This window comes from Streptomyces viridochromogenes DSM 40736 (assembly GCF_000158955.1).
Lineage (GTDB): Bacteria > Actinomycetota > Actinomycetes > Streptomycetales > Streptomycetaceae > Streptomyces > Streptomyces venetus.
Genome location: NZ_GG657757.1, coordinates 6,741,846 through 6,756,584 on the forward strand (window position 1 = coordinate 6,741,846; position 14,739 = coordinate 6,756,584).

At 70.8% G+C, this 14,739-nt stretch carries 22 protein-coding genes and 1 pseudogene; 16 read left to right on the forward strand and 7 right to left on the reverse strand.

Annotated elements, in window-relative coordinates; all coding sequences use genetic code 11:
- The 5 genes and pseudogenes from SSQG_RS43115 to SSQG_RS29645 all read left to right on the forward strand — a co-directional run.
- Positions 1–125, forward strand: a pseudogene (locus tag SSQG_RS43115) (cell division protein SepF); the annotation flags it as partial.
- 99 nt (positions 126–224) lie between these two features.
- Positions 225–1,466, forward strand: coding sequence for a hypothetical protein (locus tag SSQG_RS29630; RefSeq protein WP_003993609.1), 1,242 nt, complete (start codon positions 225–227; stop codon positions 1,464–1,466).
- Entirely contained in the window at positions 1,459–1,818 is a 360-nt protein-coding gene (locus SSQG_RS29635; RefSeq protein WP_003993610.1) for a nucleotide pyrophosphohydrolase, read from the forward strand. Before SSQG_RS29630 ends, SSQG_RS29635 begins: the two co-directional genes overlap by 8 nt.
- A 179-nt stretch (positions 1,819–1,997) precedes the next feature.
- Positions 1,998–2,468 (forward strand): DUF6099 family protein, encoded by a 471-nt coding sequence (locus SSQG_RS29640; protein ID WP_003993611.1) that lies wholly within the window; start codon positions 1,998–2,000, stop codon positions 2,466–2,468.
- A gap of 352 nt (positions 2,469–2,820) precedes the next feature.
- Entirely contained in the window at positions 2,821–4,173 is a 1,353-nt protein-coding gene (locus SSQG_RS29645; protein WP_003993612.1) for a recombinase family protein, read from the forward strand.
- A gap of 49 nt (positions 4,174–4,222) precedes the next feature.
- On the opposite strand, the gene SSQG_RS29650 is transcribed toward SSQG_RS29645, so the two are convergent.
- The 3 genes from SSQG_RS29650 to SSQG_RS29660 all read right to left on the reverse strand — a co-directional run bounded on the left by SSQG_RS29650 (position 4,223) and on the right by SSQG_RS29660 (position 5,729).
- Positions 4,223–5,017: a hypothetical protein gene (locus SSQG_RS29650; RefSeq protein WP_003993613.1), complete on the reverse strand. Its 795-nt coding sequence runs from the start codon at positions 5,015–5,017 to the stop codon at positions 4,223–4,225.
- A gap of 287 nt (positions 5,018–5,304) precedes the next feature.
- Complete coding sequence (locus SSQG_RS29655) at positions 5,305–5,526, reverse strand: hypothetical protein (RefSeq protein ID WP_039933893.1); 222 nt, start codon at positions 5,524–5,526, stop codon at positions 5,305–5,307.
- Positions 5,523–5,729, reverse strand: coding sequence for a hypothetical protein (locus SSQG_RS29660; RefSeq protein WP_003993615.1), 207 nt, complete (start codon positions 5,727–5,729; stop codon positions 5,523–5,525). The genes SSQG_RS29655 and SSQG_RS29660 overlap by 4 nt, the downstream gene beginning before the upstream one ends.
- 175 nt (positions 5,730–5,904) lie before the next feature.
- On the opposite strand from SSQG_RS29660, the gene SSQG_RS29665 reads away from it, so the two are divergent.
- The 8 genes from SSQG_RS29665 to SSQG_RS29695 all read left to right on the forward strand — a co-directional run bounded on the left by SSQG_RS29665 (position 5,905) and on the right by SSQG_RS29695 (position 10,362).
- On the forward strand, positions 5,905–6,624 hold the full coding sequence (locus SSQG_RS29665; protein ID WP_003993616.1) for a DUF6879 family protein: 720 nt from the start codon (positions 5,905–5,907) through the stop codon (positions 6,622–6,624).
- Between the two features lie 17 nt (positions 6,625–6,641).
- A complete protein-coding gene (locus SSQG_RS29670; protein WP_003993617.1) occupies positions 6,642–7,490 on the forward strand; it encodes a helix-turn-helix domain-containing protein in 849 nt (282 codons plus the stop codon).
- A 203-nt stretch (positions 7,491–7,693) separates the two neighbouring features.
- The gene (locus SSQG_RS29675) at positions 7,694–7,912 is read left to right on the forward strand and encodes a hypothetical protein (RefSeq protein ID WP_039933895.1); all 219 of its coding nucleotides are present in this window, start codon (positions 7,694–7,696) and stop codon (positions 7,910–7,912) included.
- Positions 7,912–8,340 carry a hypothetical protein gene (locus tag SSQG_RS41530; RefSeq protein WP_039933896.1) on the forward strand — a complete coding sequence of 143 codons (429 nt, stop codon included), beginning with the start codon at positions 7,912–7,914 and terminating at the stop codon, positions 8,338–8,340. The genes SSQG_RS29675 and SSQG_RS41530 overlap by 1 nt, the downstream gene beginning before the upstream one ends.
- Positions 8,295–9,128 carry a MarR family transcriptional regulator gene (locus SSQG_RS29685; RefSeq protein ID WP_003993619.1) on the forward strand — a complete coding sequence of 278 codons (834 nt, stop codon included), beginning with the start codon at positions 8,295–8,297 and terminating at the stop codon, positions 9,126–9,128. The genes SSQG_RS41530 and SSQG_RS29685 overlap by 46 nt, the downstream gene beginning before the upstream one ends.
- Positions 9,118–9,615: a hypothetical protein gene (locus SSQG_RS38345; protein ID WP_052310363.1), complete on the forward strand. Its 498-nt coding sequence runs from the start codon at positions 9,118–9,120 to the stop codon at positions 9,613–9,615. Before SSQG_RS29685 ends, SSQG_RS38345 begins: the two co-directional genes overlap by 11 nt.
- Positions 9,616–9,706: 91 nt before the next feature.
- The gene (locus SSQG_RS38350; protein WP_003993621.1) at positions 9,707–10,186 is read left to right on the forward strand and encodes a hypothetical protein; all 480 of its coding nucleotides are present in this window, start codon (positions 9,707–9,709) and stop codon (positions 10,184–10,186) included.
- Positions 10,183–10,362, forward strand: a complete 180-nt coding sequence (locus SSQG_RS29695; protein WP_003993622.1) for a hypothetical protein — start codon at positions 10,183–10,185, stop codon at positions 10,360–10,362. Before SSQG_RS38350 ends, SSQG_RS29695 begins: the two co-directional genes overlap by 4 nt.
- A 44-nt stretch (positions 10,363–10,406) precedes the next feature.
- Here SSQG_RS29695 and SSQG_RS29700 read toward each other — a convergent pair whose 3' ends face one another.
- The 4 genes from SSQG_RS29700 to SSQG_RS29715 form a co-directional block, all read right to left on the reverse strand.
- Positions 10,407–10,970 (reverse strand): hypothetical protein, encoded by a 564-nt coding sequence (locus SSQG_RS29700; RefSeq protein WP_003993623.1) that lies wholly within the window; start codon positions 10,968–10,970, stop codon positions 10,407–10,409.
- Positions 10,971–11,033: 63 nt separating this feature from the next.
- Positions 11,034–11,234 carry a hypothetical protein gene (locus SSQG_RS29705; protein ID WP_003993624.1) on the reverse strand — a complete coding sequence of 67 codons (201 nt, stop codon included), beginning with the start codon at positions 11,232–11,234 and terminating at the stop codon, positions 11,034–11,036.
- Positions 11,234–11,584: a hypothetical protein gene (locus SSQG_RS29710; RefSeq protein ID WP_003993625.1), complete on the reverse strand. Its 351-nt coding sequence runs from the start codon at positions 11,582–11,584 to the stop codon at positions 11,234–11,236. Before SSQG_RS29710 ends, SSQG_RS29705 begins: the two co-directional genes overlap by 1 nt.
- A 148-nt stretch (positions 11,585–11,732) precedes the next feature.
- Complete coding sequence (locus SSQG_RS29715; RefSeq protein WP_158681140.1) at positions 11,733–12,572, reverse strand: hypothetical protein; 840 nt, start codon at positions 12,570–12,572, stop codon at positions 11,733–11,735.
- A gap of 262 nt (positions 12,573–12,834) precedes the next feature.
- Here SSQG_RS29715 and SSQG_RS29720 point away from each other — a divergent pair, with 262 nt between their 5' ends.
- The 3 genes from SSQG_RS29720 to SSQG_RS29730 all read left to right on the forward strand — a co-directional run.
- A complete protein-coding gene (locus SSQG_RS29720; RefSeq protein ID WP_158681142.1) occupies positions 12,835–13,077 on the forward strand; it encodes a hypothetical protein in 243 nt (80 codons plus the stop codon).
- Between the two features lie 114 nt (positions 13,078–13,191).
- The gene (locus SSQG_RS29725; RefSeq protein WP_039933901.1) at positions 13,192–14,001 is read left to right on the forward strand and encodes a DUF3854 domain-containing protein; all 810 of its coding nucleotides are present in this window, start codon (positions 13,192–13,194) and stop codon (positions 13,999–14,001) included.
- Positions 14,002–14,010: 9 nt separating this feature from the next.
- A partial coding sequence (locus SSQG_RS29730; RefSeq protein WP_276327103.1) for an AAA family ATPase occupies positions 14,011–14,739 on the forward strand: 729 nt, incomplete at its 3' end.

Consider the following 14,739-nt stretch of genomic DNA (forward strand, 5'->3'; position numbering starts at 1 on the left):
GCACGGGTGTGGTCTTCGGCCTGGCGAGCGGTATGCACCGGGTGGACCGCAACGTGTTCCTGCTGACTCCGGCGGGGACCGAGGTGACCGGGCTGATGGAGGGGGTCGGCATTCCGGGGGTGTGAGTCCCCGCCCGGAGGCCGGGTCGCTCGATCGTAGGAAGGCCCCGCAGACGGAACGGTTCGTCCTGCCGGTGGCGTTCCGCGACGCCCTACCGTCCGGATATGACCCAGCCCCCCGCTCCCGCCCCCCTCGTACAGCCCGGCCCTCCCACGGACGGCGCCGTGCACCCGGGCCGCCCCCGGATCACCGAGCTGCGGCTGTCCGCCTTCACCACGCACCGCCGTGCCGTGCTCCCGCTCGGACCGCTCACCCTGTTCGCCGGTCCCAGCGGCAGCGGCAAGTCCAGCGCGCTGCGCGCGTACGAGGCGCTCGCCCGGCTCGGGGGCGGCGCCGGGCTCGGTGAGGTGTTCCCGGACCCCGTCGCCTGTGTGCCGGAGCGAGCCCGGCCCGACGCGCAGCGCCGGCGAGGCTTCCGGATCGGGTGCACGGCCGACGGCCCGGCCGGACCCGTCCGGCTCGACGTCGCCGTACAGGCAGAGCCCGAACTGCGCGTCGTGGGGGAGCGGTTGACCGCCGACGGACTGGTCCTGCTGGAGACCGCCCTGCGCGACCCCGGGAAACGTGCCGTGCAGGCCGCCTGGCACACGGCCGGACCGACGCCCGTCACCCGCGGCCCGCTGCCGGACGACCGGCTCGGCACCGCCCTGCTGCCGCTGCGCGTGGCCGGCAAGACGCCCGGGCAGCGCAGGGTGCTGGCCGCGGCCGAGCAGATGGTGGTCGCCCTGCGCTCCGTCTTCGCCTGCGATCCCGATCCGGCCCGGATGCGCGGCCCGGTTCCGGCCGGCTCCGGACGGCTGCTCGGCGGCTGCGGAAACCTCGCCGACGTCCTGTGGCGCACCCGCGCCGAATGCGCACGCCGGCACACGCAGTTCGTCGCGGCGGTACGCGCCGGCTGCGCGGGGCCGGTGGCGGACGTCCTCGCAGGACCGGTGGCGGACGTCCTCGCCGGACCCGCACCGGACGTGCGTGCGCGGCCGAACGGCACCGGCAGCCGGGCCGGGGCCCTGAGTGCCGCCCTCGACCGGGGCGACGGCACCGCGACGGACCTGCGGCGGCTCGGCGACGGCGAACTGCGGTACCTGGCCCTCGCCCTGGTCCTCTTCACCGGCCCCGGTGTCCTGGAGGTCGATCCGGCCGGAGAGGTGCCCGCCGCCCTCCAGACGCTCACCGTCCTCGCCGACGGCTTCGACCGGGACCTCGACGTGGCGCAACGGCACGAACTGCTGCGGCTGGCGGCCCGGATGTGCGAGCGCGGGCACATCCGGCTCGTCGGCGCGGTCAGCGACGCCTCGTGGGCCTGCGGGGCGGAGGGCGTCACGGTGGTACACCTGAGCCGTGACTGATCCACGCGACGAACCGCAGCCCGGACCCCACGGCGAGCCCCTGGACGTGGCGCGACTGCAACGCCGGCTGGCCGAGTTCGCGGCCGCGCGGAACTGGCAGCCGTACCACACCCCCAAGAACCTGGCCGCCGCGCTCAGCGTGGAGGCGTCCGAACTGGTCGAGATCTTCCAGTGGCTGACACCCGAGGAGTCGGCCCGCGTCATGACCGACCCGGACACCGCGCACCGCGTCACCGACGAGGTCGCCGACGTGCTCGCGTATCTGCTCCAGCTGTGCGAGGTGCTCGGCATCGACCCGCTGGCCGCGCTGGACGCCAAGATCGACCGGAACGAGCGGAGGTTCCCCCTCTAGGAGTCGCGTCGTCCGCTTGTACAGTGAGTAACCAAAATGCGGCCCGAATCCGAATTGTTGTCCGCTAATTTCCGTCTTCCTCTGGCTTTTCGTCTCAGAGCCCTTCACTCTGGGTAGTGAACAAGGGAGTTCGGGCGGATGGACGCGCCAAGCGCGTCGCGACAGGACGGGGGCAGCGCATGGAAGCGGTGCGGCTCATCGTGACGAGCAGGCGGTCCCTGGCCGCGGGCGGCGACGTGCCGGAGATCCTGGCCGAGGTGTGGCAGGCGCAGGCTCTCGCACAGGCCATAGGGAGTCGGCTGGCCGTCTCCGGCCCGCCCGAACTGCGTGGTGAGGCGCTGGGGTTGACCGAACTGGCGGGCCGTGGCTGCGGCGTCCTCGACCCGCCCGAACTGGCCCCCGGCGAGCTGCGGGCGGGCCAGCTCACCGAGTTGGGCGACGCCCGTCACACCCTGATGTGCCTCGGCGGCCTCCTCGGCGAGGTCGGCATCGCGCTGGTCGGCCTCGCCTGCGCCGCGGACGACGAGGGCACGTACTGGCAGTGCATGGAGGCCATCGACGCGGCGGACGAGTCCCGCGACCGCGTCCTGGAGATGCTCCGCAGACTCGCGGACCGGGAGCAGGTGCTGCCGGAGATGGAGGCGGGATAGGGCACGGGGGCGGGTCTCAGCCGGCCTGCCCCTCCTCGGCCGAGCCCGGCCCACGGCCGGCGTCCCCGGCAGCCTGAAGGTCCGCGTCCAACGCCGACAGGTCTAACTAGCGAGTTGTAGCGTATTTTTGAAGCATGGCCACAAACAGGACGGAGCCGCTCAGGGCGGTCATCTACACCCGCATCTCCCATGACCCCAGCGGCAAGGCCGAGGGTGTCACCCGGCAGGAAGAAGCCTGCCGAAAGCTGGCTGTTGAACTCGGCTGGCGCGTGGTCGACGTGAAGGCTGACGGCGACCGCACTGCAATCGGCAAGAGCGGCGCCCGTGCAAACGGCGGCCCGCTTACGCGGCTTTGCTGGACATACTGGCTGCGCGCGAGGCCGACGCGGTGCTTGTCTGGCACACCGACCGCCTGTACCGGCAGGCCCGCGACCTTGAGCCGCTCATCGAGATTGTGGAGCGCACGCACGTCGTCATCCGCCCGGTCAAACAGGGCGAGCTGGATCTCGCCACGGCATCAGGCCGCATGGTCGCTCGTATCCTCGCCAGCGTGAGTACGCACGAGGTCGAGCACGCCGTTGAGCGGATGAAGGACAAGCACGCCGCCAACCGCCGAGCCGGGGTCAACCACGGCGGCCCGCGTACCTTCGGTTTCCGCGCTGTGAGGCCCAAGGCCACCAGGGACCAGACGCCCCAGGTGCCGAAGGTGGACCCGGGAGAGGCCGCTCTGATCCGTGAGGCTGCCAACGCGGTGCTCGCCTACGCAGCCGATCCTGAGACAGGTCGGACCCTGACCGGTATCTGCCGCGATTGGAACGAGCGTAAGATCCCCACCCCGCGCGGCAAGACCTGGACCATTCAGACCCTGCGGGGAGTGCTGCTGTCGCCCCGGATTGCCGGGCGGGTGGCCCACGAGGGCGAGGACGCCGGTCCGGCGCAATGGGACGCGATCGTTGAGTACGACGTGTGGTTGGCCCTGCGCAACGTATTGAACGACCCGTCGCGGCGTTCAGGTTCGGCCGGTGATGAAGGCCGCCAGCCCAAGTACCTGGGGTCCGGCCTGTACCTGTGCGGCCGGGACGGCTGTGGCGCCGTGGTTCGCCCCGGCGGTGCCCGGGCAGGACAGCGCCAGCAGTACCGGTGCACCTCCAGCGCGCACCTGATCCGTACCGCCGGGCCGGTGGACGACTTTGTGGAGCGCGTGCTGGTTGCCCGGCTGTGCCGGGAGGACGCCCGAGCGGCCTTCTCGGCGCCCGTCGCGGTGACCCCGACACAACCGTCCACCGAAGAGCTGAACGCCCGTCACGCAGCCCTGACGTCACGGCTGGAGACGCTGGCGGAAGCCTTTGCCGGGGACGACGAGGCGGAACCCGTGGAGTACCGGGCCGCGTCCCGCAAGATCAGGGAGCGGATCGCCGCCATCGAGCAGGAGATCACCGAGGCCGCTGCCGCCGCAGCCTTGGCGGCGGAGCCTGGCCCGCTCGACAGCACCGACCTGCCGGAGCTGGCCCGGCGGCAGCACGCCGACCCGGACGACGCCCTTGCCTGGTGGCGAGAGACCTACCCGTTGGAGCGGCGCCGCAAGGTCCTCGCGCTGCTGGCCACGGTCACCCTGTTGCCTGGTCGGCGTGGCCGTCCGCTGGGGGTGGCTGCCGGTGGCCTTGACCCTGCGTCCGTCCGAATCGACTGGAAAGGGGTCGACTGACCCTCGTCGCACACCGGGCCCCCGTCTCGTGGCGGGGGCTCCGTGCTGTCTACCGCTGGAGCTGCGCCAGGAAGTCGCTCACGAACTTCTCGACCTCGGCCCGGCTCTTCACTTCCTCGACGTTCAGGCGGTCGACCACCTTCACGCCGGAGTGCAGGAACAGGCGAGTGCGGCTGTGGTCTCGTCCGGCGTGGCCCTTGTGCTGCGGCCCGTCGATCTCGATCACCCCGGCGTACCCGCGATACGTGATCAGCAGGTCGGGCTCAAAGGTCCACCCGCGAACCCGCATGCCCCCCAGAGGCATGATCCCGATCGTCTCGTTGTCGGGTAGTGCGTGCTGTCGTTCCCTCAGCACCCGGTAGACGTCCAGCTCCCACTCGTTGGTGAAGCGGAGCTGATCCTCAACCGGGTGACTGGGTTCGAGTTGGACCTTACGGCCCTGGTTGCTGGGCTTGGGGCCGTCGGCGTTCTTGATCTGCCTGCGCCAGTCCGGACCGAGGCGGGGGATCGAGGGCCGGGCGACGAGTTCGCTGATGCTCTTGCCCGAGCCCCAGAGCACCTCGCGTACCACCCCGGCGATCTCATCCAGAACATCGTCGTGGTACGTAGGGTACAGGCCCGGCTCCACCACGAGCACGATCCGGTAGCCCTCCTGGTTGTAATCGGTGTCCCAGAGCCTGACCTCAACCGACGACACGTCGGCGATCATCCGCGCCGTGTCGGTCTTGCCGAGGTGATACGCCAGTACGGCGCTCGTGCCGAGCAGCCACTCACTCACCCGGGGAGCGTTCTCCGGGGCATCGAGGGTGAGGGACATGTTCGGCGATGGCAGCTCATCACTCATGCACGGAATTGTGGCAGTCGCCGCTGACAACGGAAGGGCGCCGGATTTGCTACGGCTCCGCTCAACGCGCTGAGCCGGCATTCACGTTGAGGGATGAGTCCCGACAGGCGACGACGCCCGGCGGCCGTGACAGCCGCACCCGCACCGCCGCTGGAGCAGCAGCCCGCGCCCGTGGGGCAGCGGGATGTCCCGGGTCTGGCGACACTCCTCGTGCAGCCCTCGGTACCCCGGCCGCAGAGCCACCGTGCACTCCGCCGACAGGGCCGCGCGGTCCGTAGCGGGGGCGCTCACGGCCTCTCACCCCGGCTCCGGGCATTGGCCAGGGCCACGCCCGCCGACAGCCTCTCCGCCGCCGTAGCGGGCCGCAGGGGCCCCCGCGCGTCCCACTTCCGCCCGCCGCCGGGCGGCTTCAGCTGCCACCGGGGGCCGATCTTGTCCATCACCCGGCCGACCTTGCGGGCGCCCTCGTCCCACACCAGCTCCCCGACCTCGGGCGCGTAGTCGTTCATGCGCACCCCCGCCGGATCGCCTCGGCCAGCCGGAGCGCGACATCCGCCCGCACCCGGCCCAGGTTCACCAGGTTCAGCGAGGGCGAGGCCGGGTCCATCCCGAGCGAGGGCAGTACGATCCCCGCCGCCGTCAGTGCCTCTCGCAGCGACTCGACTGCCGTCATCGCGTCCGTGGTGTCTGGTTCTTGTCGTGTTGTGACCATGAACCGAGCGTCGCCGTCGGGCAGTTGAGGCCGGTAGGCGGAATTCGCGATTATTCTTAATCAGCGGCGGGATATACCCGAGGATTCGTCCGCCGCTGTACCGGCGGCGTAGCCGGGGCGCGAGCCCCCCAGCGAAGCTGATCACCGACCCGCTCAGCGAGGGAGGGACCACCCCATGGCGCGCAACATCCGCTTCAACGGCACGGGCAGCGGTGACACGGGCTGCCCATCCGTCCACGAGGATCTCAACACCGGCGAGGTCATCGTGCACGGCCCGCCGCTCACCGACCCCGCCGACGTCGCCCAGCTCCAGCACCTCGGCCCCGGTGAGGTGGCCGTCGTCGTGCCCCGGGAGTTGCTCGCCGACTGGGCACCCCGTGACGCCACCCGCCAGGCCCGCATGATCGGCCTGGACGCCTTCAACGGGCTGTTCGAGACGTTCAGGCACACGGCCTGGCGGCTGGAGACCCGCCGCCGCTACGCCAGCGACGAGACCACCGCCACCTATGCGCAGTTCCAGGCCGAGGGACGCGTCGACTGGGACATGAGCACCTGGTACTGCACCACCATCCGTCAGGCGACGGCCACCGGTAAAACCGTCAGCCGTGTCCGGCTGCTCGACGACCCGCCCACCCCCGGGCAGCGGTACCTGCTGTGCAACGCCGAGCGCAACGCTGCCCTCGGGGAGGACATCCGCACCCTTAGCCGCAGCGAGGCCGAGTGGCGGCACCTCGGCAGCGAGGACTTCTGGATCTTTGACTCCCGGCTCGTCGCCCGGCTCGACTTCACCGATGCGGACGAGCTGACAGGCGTGGAGCTGATCACCGAACCGGCGGAGGTGGTGCGGTACGCCCGGCTGCGGGATGCCGCCTGGCACCACGCCACCCCCAACTAGACCGACGGCGGGTACCCATGGCGACCGACTACCAGCACGCCCGCGAGGCGCTCGGGGTGCGCCTGCGCGAGCTGAGGATGACCGCGCCCGGCGGCCGTCTCACGGGTACCCGCCTCGCCGAAGTGCTCGGCTGGCCTCAGCCGAAGATCTCCAAGCTGGAGAACGGCAAGCAGACCGCCACCCCCGAAGACCTCAAAGCCTGGGCCGAGGCCACGGGCCAGCCCCAGGCCTACAGCGAACTCCTCGCCCGGCTGAGGGGGTTCGAGTCTCACATCCGCTCGTGGCGACGCCAGCTCGCCGCCGGGCACCAGCCCGTCCAGCAGACCATCGCCGCCGAGTACGAACGCTCGGCCGTGGTCCACGGGTTCGAGAGCGTGACCGTGCCGGGCATCCTCCAGACGGCCGACTACGCCCGGCACGTCTTCACCCGGTATGCGGAACTCCAGCGCTCACCGCGCGACACCGACGAGGCCGTGCGCGCCCGGCTCCGGCGGCAGGAGCTGCTCTACGGGCGGGGCAAGCGGTTCAACATCCTGATCGGGGAGGCGGCGCTGCGCTCACTCATCTGCCCGCCTGCCGTGCTCGCGGCGCAGCTCGACCGCCTCGCCGGGCTCGTCGGGCTGGACACCGTCGCCCTCGGGGTCATTCCGTTCACGGCCTCGCTGAAAATTCCGCCTGTCGGCGGGTTCTGGGTGCATGACGAGCGGCTCGTCATGGTGGAGAACTGGCACGCGGAGCTGTGGATCGACGACGCCGACTCCATCGCCCTCTACCTGCGCACCTGGAGCACCCTGCGGGAGTCCGCCGTGTACGGCCCCGACGCCCAGCGGCTCATCAGCTCGGCGCGGCGGACCCTCAGCGTATGAGCCCCGGCAGCCGGCTGAATTAGCTAAAGGAGTCTGCCCAGCTCACATTGGGTCCGTACGCGTCCGAACTCTGCGGAACTGAGCCGTACTCCGGCGTACTCTGGGACCAACAACACGACCATAGACCATGGACCAGCAACACGCGGTCCGTGGTCTTTTTGCGTGTGGGCTGGTCCGGGTCCTGACCCGACCGGAGGCGCCCCGTGGGCGAACCCGCAACCCTCGACGAGGTCCGCCGCTGGCCCGCCCTCGTCTCCCTGACCCAGGCGGCCCGTGCGCTCAACATCAGCCGTACGACCGCGTTCACGCTGGCCGCACAGAGCCGGTTTCCGGTGACCGTCGTGCGGGCCCTGGGCCAGCAGCGCGTCCGCACCGCCGACCTGATCCGCTACCTGGAGGCGGACGGGGGCGAGTCCGCGTGATGACCCTCATCGGCGTCGGCCTCGCGGTCGGCCTGTTCCTCTACCTGCGGCACCGCTGGCGTGCGTGGCAGATCACCCGCCGCGAGCGCGTCAAGCTGCGTGCCCTCGGTGAGGCCCGGGTGCACCGGCCGGTGAGCCAGCGGCTTCTGTCGCTCCTGCCCGGGGCCGCGATCCGCCGCCTGTTCCGCTGGCGTCCGGAGCGGATCCGCCCGACGGTCCGCGTCGCCCGGCGGGGACTGCTCGGCGGATCCATCCGGATCCGGCCGGATCAGCACATCCTCGCCGTCGGCATGACCGGCTCCGGCAAGTCGTCCACCCTCCGCGTCCTGTCCGCCTACGCGATCCGGCACCCGCGCTGGACGCTGGAGGTCTGGGACGGCAAGTGGGGCGTGCCGGGCGGCTGTACGCCGGTAAGGCCCGGGTCCTGACCGACCTGGACGAGATCGAGACCCGGCTCGCCGACCTCGTCGAGCGGGAACTGCCGCTGCGCGCCCGCGAGCTGTCTCCGGCGCACCTGGCGCTGGTGCTCGACGAGACGCGGCTAATCCGGCAGCTCTCCGAGGCCGGGCTGAAGCGGCTCATCACGGTCGTGGAGACCGGCCGTGAACTCGGGGTGCACGTCTGGTTCGGCGTCCAGGACCCGAAAGCCGAGGTGCTGCCGACCGCCATCCGCGACCAGTTCAGCTGCAAGCTGGCCCACCGGGGCCAGACGGCCGAGGCCGCGCACGTCGTCTTCAAGGACGCCGTGGCCGCCGGGTGGGCGCCGCATCTGCTGAGCGGTCCGGGCCAGGTGCTCGTGTGGGAGGCGCTGCGCCGCCCGCGCGTCGCCTACGCGCTGTGGCTCGCGGAGCGGGTGCTGGCTGCGCTGCCCCTCGCCGGGCCCGTGGTGCGGCCGGAGTTCGAGGCTGCGCCGGTCGAGCTGACGAAGGCGTCCGCCCGCCCGTCCGTCCGCGCGGAAATCCCAGCTCAGACGCGCACACGGACGCCCGGACGGACGGCGGACGCGCTCACCCCACGCCAGGTGCAGGCGCTCAGCGCGCTGGATGTGGCTGGGGGCCCGATGGGCGCGGCTGACCTCGCCCGGGAGCTGGGCATCGAGCGCAACCGCGCTCACGACGTACTCGCACAACTGCGCCGCCGGGGCCTGGTCGCACAGACCCCGGACGGCTTCACCATCCCCCTCCGTGCAGAAGAGGACACCACTCATGGTGCATGACACCCCCGCCCTGCTGAAGGCGGCCAGGGCCCGCGAGGAGGCCTCGGCAGCCCTCGCCGACGTACAGGCCCAGCAGCCCGAAATCGACGACCTGACAGCCGACGTGAGGCGCGTCTGCTGGCCCGCCTGGAAGGAGGCGCCCCCCGTGAAGACCAGGACTGAGCAGCGCACCCGTACCGTCCCCAAGACCATCGACGGCAATACCCACCAGGTGCAGGAGACCTACACCGTCGAGCTGCCGGTGCCCCCGGCCGACCGGGACGCCCAGGCGCTCACGGCGGTCACGGCAATCGCGGGGTTCATCGTCCTCGGGGCTGTCGTGTGGTCGACGGTGGCCATCGGCGCCCTGCTCGCCATGGTCGGCCCGACCTGGACCGCCTACATGATCGCGTTCGTGTTCGACGCGGCGTGGATCGGCTGCCTGGTGCTGGAGTGGATCAACCGCTACGACCCTGAGCGGGCCCGTACGCCGCGTAAGGCGGGCTAGGGTGCCCAGCCCTCCCCAGGGGGCTGATAGCCGCTCACGGGGCCGTTAGCGGCTCCCTGGGGGTCGGTCTCGCGGGGCCGCCGTCTCCCTCGTGGCGAAGGGCTTCTGGCACGTCGTCATGAAGGCGACCGGCGCCGAGCTGGACCCGGCGTCCGCCCAGTGGGCCGCAGCCGAGCGGGCCGAGGTGCACGCCGAGCTGGCCACCGTCGCCGTCCGGCGCGAGCTTTCCCGCACCCGGGCGCGGATCCGCGACGAGGAATCCGCCCTTGCCGACGGCGGATCCGTCACCGCGCTGGAGTGGATCACCCCGGCCGCCGACGGACTGACCCCCGAGCGCCTGGCGGCGGCCGGGGAGCAGACGGCGGACCGGATCCGGATCGCCCAGTCCGGCGGATCCGGATCCGGACAGGCGGATCCGTCGCAATCCGGATCCGTCAAGGACGCGTTCCGGGCCCTGTTCGAGTCCGGAACGAGGGACACCGACGACATCGTCCGGGCGCTGCCGGACGCCAACGCCGAGACGGTCAAGCGGCACATCCGCACCGTCCGGTCCGAAGGAGGCTACGCATGACCGGAGGCATGACCGCTGTCCTGTTCATCCTCTTGGCCGTCCTGGTGACGTCCATGAGCGCCAGCGGCGAGAAGTTCCGGGCCATGATCCTCGTCTGCGTGACGCTGCTGCTCGCGTCCACGCCGATCATGTCCGGGGTGCACGACGCGCTGCTCAAGATGATCGTCTCGTTCTGACCGCCCCGACGACGAGCCCCGCCGGGCGTACCGGCGGGGCTCCGTCATGACCGGCCGATGGTCTTGCGCTCCAGCTCGTTGAGCCGGTCGAGAGCTGCGTCGACCTCGGTGAGTGCCTTACCCGCCAGCGTCGCCATCTTCTGAAACCGATCAAGGTCGGCGGCGTCCCGCATCGCATCTCTCTTGCGCTTCTCGGGGTCGCGCTCCCGGGACTCGTGCGTACCGCCGAATGCCCGGAACACCATCCGGGGCGGAGGAGGTGCCAGCTCGAAAATCTCGTCCCAGGTGCTCGCAGCGCGCCCCAGGGCAGCGCGGAGCTTCCGGTCGCTCCGGCGGGCCGCTGAGTCCCGAAGGCGGCGGGCTGCCTCCTTGCGCTCCGACCCAAGGAACCAGTCGGCGCGGGTGCCGGAGGGCACCTCTTCGAGCCATGAGCGAAGCTGAACCAGTTGGGCGCGCAGCTCGTCGTCATCCGGCCCGAGGGCGAGCACATGGCGCCGGGTCCACCACTTGCGGATGAGCGTCCCGACGGTGATGACGAACGCAAGCCAGCCGGGCAGGAACTTGAGCAAGTCCACCCAGGTGAACGAGTCGGCAGCGGCAGCAATCATGACGGGATTCTGCGATCCCGCCGGACGGCTCCGCTGCCGGTTTAGGTAAATCAGCCGGCAGGGTCACGCGGGCCAGATGCGGCCCGCGTCGTCGACCTTGACCTGGCAGCACTCACGCAGGCTGCGCAGCACCCCACTGAACAGGCTGCGGTCGTACGCCGCCAGCAGCTCCGTCAGCTCGTGGGCCGTGAGGCCGGGATGCGCCTGAACGTGACGCAGGGCCCGGCGCCGCTGGTGGGGGCTCACGGCGTATTCCGAGCCCATCAGCTCAGCCCGGCGCGCACGAGGTGCTCGGCCACGATCTCCCGTACCTCCTCGGGCAGCGAGGGCATCAGCTCGCCGAGGGTCTGCGCGTCGCCCCACGTCCACCGGCGGAGCACGATCTCCGTGGCGGCGAGGGCGTGCTGGGCGCGGGTGTCGGCCGCCTGGAGCTGCTCCCGGGTCGCGTCCATGACCGACGGCGCGGTCGGAGGCCGGAGGCTGATCCCCGTCTGCTGCTCGATGACGCGGATGATCGCGGCGGTCGTCTCGTCGGCCGCCCGCTGCACGTCGGCCAGGGCCTCCCGCCCGGCCGCCGCGATCTCCGCGTGCGTCTTGTCCAGTTCACCGGGCATGGTCAACTCCTCAGGGCTGGGCGGGGGTTACGGATACGCAAGCGGATCATCAGGCGGGCCCGCTCGGCCGCCGACAAGAAGCTGAAGTGATACAGGCACGGCCGCCACTGCCGCCCCTCACCCATGCACGCGCACACCGGCGCGGCGCTCACTGCCGGGCCGCCCGTCGGTCGTGGGTGCCGAACGCGGCGGCGTGCGCGTCGCAGTAGACGTCCCGGGTGCAGCCGCAGGGCAGGCCGCCCGAGGCTGTGACCCCGGCGCGCTGTACGCCCGCGAGACGGGCGCTGGAGGGGTCCACGGCGGCGTAGACGCGGGCCGCCGTCCGCAGCCGGGAGACGGCAACAGAGGCAGCCTCTCGGGCCTGCTCGGCTCCGGCCTGCGCGGCGCGGAACTCATCGGTCTGGCGCAGGGCGGCCATCGCCCGTCGGCCGGACTCCGCCTCGGTGGCCCAGCGCTGCCGGTCGGCCGGGCACGGCGAGCACCCCAGCAGCACCCGGTACGCCGGGGAGTCCGTCGGCCGCAGTCCGCCGTGCACCCGGGCGGTGGTGTCCGCGTAGCAGAACCGGCACATATCGGTGAAGGCCCGCGCCGGAGTCGCGGCGACATCCACCGCTGCCCAGCCGAAGATGGCTGCGGCGTCGGGGGTCAGGGTGCGCAGTACGGCCCGGCCGTGCGGCTGGGCGGACAGGTGCCGGGCCTGGTTGGCGTCGGCGACCTCGCGGCGCCCGTCCATGAGCCTGACGTAGTCGATGCGCTCGCTGGGCCACAGCAGCTCCCGCACCTGTCGCGCGAAGCCCTCGGTGTCCGGGTGGCGGCGGAGGGCCTCGGCTCGCCGCTCACGCATCACGCGGTCGACATCGGCCGAGGCGACCAGGGCCGGACCGGTGTGGGCCCGATTGGGCAGCCGACCGGCGGTGATCATCTTGCGGGCTGCGGGCTCGGAAATGCCCAGCCGCCGGGCCGCCGCAGCGACATTTATTTCGTCCATTGATTCACCCGGATCAAGGGGAGGGAATGGCTTCGAAATGAGAGTACGCTGGTTATGGGCCCGCATCAAACCGGTGATCTATGTCAGGTGCGGGCCCTCATTTACATTAATCAGCCGGCACTAGGTGCAGGAAGTCGAATTAGCTAAATCGAGTTCACCTGCTGAGCTGGGGGTTAGGTGTTTTCGAATTAAGCGGCTACATTTGCAGTAGCTCGGGAGCGGTAAGCCATCGGTGCCCCGGGAGTTCGGAGCCCCGCCAGGGGTGACCAAGGAATCCGGTGATCATGCCGATCCTTGGAGGCTCGCTGTGGCCAGGCAGTACACCCGGCGTAAGCCGCTGGACCCCGAGTTCGCGCGAGACCGCGCCCGTAAGGCGCGTGCCGCTCAGCTTTCGGTCGACCACTACGTGAAGAAGATCGTGGACCGCGCACCAGAGCTGACCGACGAGCACATCGAAAAGCTGCGCACGCTGCTGCGTCCGGTCGGCGGGGGTGCGGCGGAATGAGCGCAAACGAAACCCTCCGGGGGCTCAACCCGGAGGACTCGGAAGGAAACGCGGGGACCAGCCACGTCTACGACGAGGATACCCCGCCGGAATGGATTCAACGGGGTCGCAAGGGTGGATGGCCGTGAATTCGAGAATGTCTCCCCGGAGCACGTCGGCCGGCACCTGACGGTCATCTCACCCGAGGTCGCCAAGGGGACGGTCCAGTCCCGGGACGAAGTGCTCCGGTTCGCCTACTACCGCCCCGACGGGTCCACGTTCCTGGTCTCGCGGATGCCCGACAGCTACGAGGGCCCCAGGTACCTGTGCGACGCCGGAAAGCACGGCCTGACCGTTCACCCGCTCGTGCGCGACCGGCTGAACGACCCGGATGTGCCGCTGGTCGTCGTGGAGGGAACGAAGCAGCACCTGGCCGCTGTCACGGCCTTGAAGGACACGCCCGTCTGCCTGGTCGGCCTAAACGGCATCCGGGGCTGGCAGTACAAGCCGGGCGGCGAGGGGACCCCGTCCAGGCCGCTGCGGGACTGGCGCTGGATTCCGCTGGTGGGCCGCAAGGTGTACGTCGTCCCGGACGGCGACTACGAGACCAAGCCAGGCGTCCGCGACGGGGCCGACGACCTGATGACCTGGCTCACTCTCCAGGGCGCCGACGTCGCCCGCGTTGCGGTGCCTCTGGCGCCCGGAGAGGGCTCCACGGGCCTGGACGACCACTTGGAGCGCGTCCCTGCGCCTAAGCGCACAACAGCCCTCCAGCAGCTCATGGAGGAGGCCGACGACCAGGCGGACGAGTTCTTCCTGGACCGGGAGGCGTTGAAGAATCTGCCGCCGGTCGAGCCGCTCATCGAGGGGATGCTCAACCAGTCGTCAATTACGTGGCTATCCGGCAAGTTCGGCACCTACAAGACGTTCGTGTCGCTGGCCTAGGCCTGCTCCGTGGCCACGGGACGGACGTGGGCAGGGCACAAGGTGCACCGACAGGGGCCGGTCGTGTACGTGGCTGCTGAAGGGCAGCGCGGGCTCAACTCCCGGCTTCAGGCGTGGGAGACGGCCGTCAACGACGGCCGGGAGGTGACGGACCTGATCGTCACCCCCAAGGGCCTGGACCCCCGCAGCAGCAAGGACATGGCTCGCCTGACACGGAAGATCAAGCGGTCCGGGGCCGTCATGGTCGTGTTCGACACGCTGCACCGCTGCGCGCCTGGCATGGAGGAGAACAGCAACAAGGAGCTGGGGGAGGCATTCGGAGCGCTTCAGCGACTCAAGGACGAGACGGGCGTGTGCGTTCTGGTTCTGCACCACACGGGATACGAGGGCAAGCACGCTCGCGGTGCCAGCTCGCAGGAGGACGACGCCGACGACGCGTACGTGATCAAGTTCGGCGGCGATCCGGAGGACCGCAGCCCCACCAACCCGCGCATCCTCGTCCGGCGGAAGTCCAAGGAGGGCGAGGCCGGGGAGGAGCTGCGCCTGAAGCTGACCACCGTCCCCGCGCCGGGCCAGGATCCGTTCGATGGGCGGGCGGGGGCGCTGGCGTACGTAACCGTGGAACCCCCGGAAGAGTCGTTCCTCACCACGCCTCGGGAGAGCAAGCTCAATCAGCTCATCCGCCTGATGGACGAGCACGAGCTACCGCCGACCGCCGGGCGCGACCGAGCCAAGGCA

Bases quoted from the DNA above. Each gene is read 5' to 3' on its own strand.
- SSQG_RS29630 (WP_003993609.1), top strand. From the start codon at position 225: ATGACCCAGCCCCCCGCTCCCGCCCCCCTCGTACAGCCCGGCCCTCCC.
- SSQG_RS29640 (WP_003993611.1), top strand. From the start codon at position 1,998: ATGGAAGCGGTGCGGCTCATCGTGACGAGCAGGCGGTCCCTGGCCGCG.
- SSQG_RS29650 (WP_003993613.1), bottom strand. From the start codon at position 5,017: ATGAGTGATGAGCTGCCATCGCCGAACATGTCCCTCACCCTCGATGCC.
- SSQG_RS29655 (WP_039933893.1), bottom strand. From the start codon at position 5,526: ATGAACGACTACGCGCCCGAGGTCGGGGAGCTGGTGTGGGACGAGGGC.
- SSQG_RS29660 (WP_003993615.1), bottom strand. From the start codon at position 5,729: ATGGTCACAACACGACAAGAACCAGACACCACGGACGCGATGACGGCA.
- SSQG_RS29665 (WP_003993616.1), top strand. From the start codon at position 5,905: ATGGCGCGCAACATCCGCTTCAACGGCACGGGCAGCGGTGACACGGGC.
- SSQG_RS29670 (WP_003993617.1), top strand. From the start codon at position 6,642: ATGGCGACCGACTACCAGCACGCCCGCGAGGCGCTCGGGGTGCGCCTG.
- SSQG_RS41530 (WP_039933896.1), top strand. From the start codon at position 7,912: ATGACCCTCATCGGCGTCGGCCTCGCGGTCGGCCTGTTCCTCTACCTG.
- SSQG_RS38345 (WP_052310363.1), top strand. From the start codon at position 9,118: ATGGTGCATGACACCCCCGCCCTGCTGAAGGCGGCCAGGGCCCGCGAG.
- SSQG_RS29695 (WP_003993622.1), top strand. From the start codon at position 10,183: ATGACCGGAGGCATGACCGCTGTCCTGTTCATCCTCTTGGCCGTCCTG.
- SSQG_RS29700 (WP_003993623.1), bottom strand. From the start codon at position 10,970: ATGATTGCTGCCGCTGCCGACTCGTTCACCTGGGTGGACTTGCTCAAG.
- SSQG_RS29705 (WP_003993624.1), bottom strand. From the start codon at position 11,234: ATGGGCTCGGAATACGCCGTGAGCCCCCACCAGCGGCGCCGGGCCCTG.
- SSQG_RS29710 (WP_003993625.1), bottom strand. From the start codon at position 11,584: ATGCCCGGTGAACTGGACAAGACGCACGCGGAGATCGCGGCGGCCGGG.
- SSQG_RS29715 (WP_158681140.1), bottom strand. From the start codon at position 12,572: ATGGACGAAATAAATGTCGCTGCGGCGGCCCGGCGGCTGGGCATTTCC.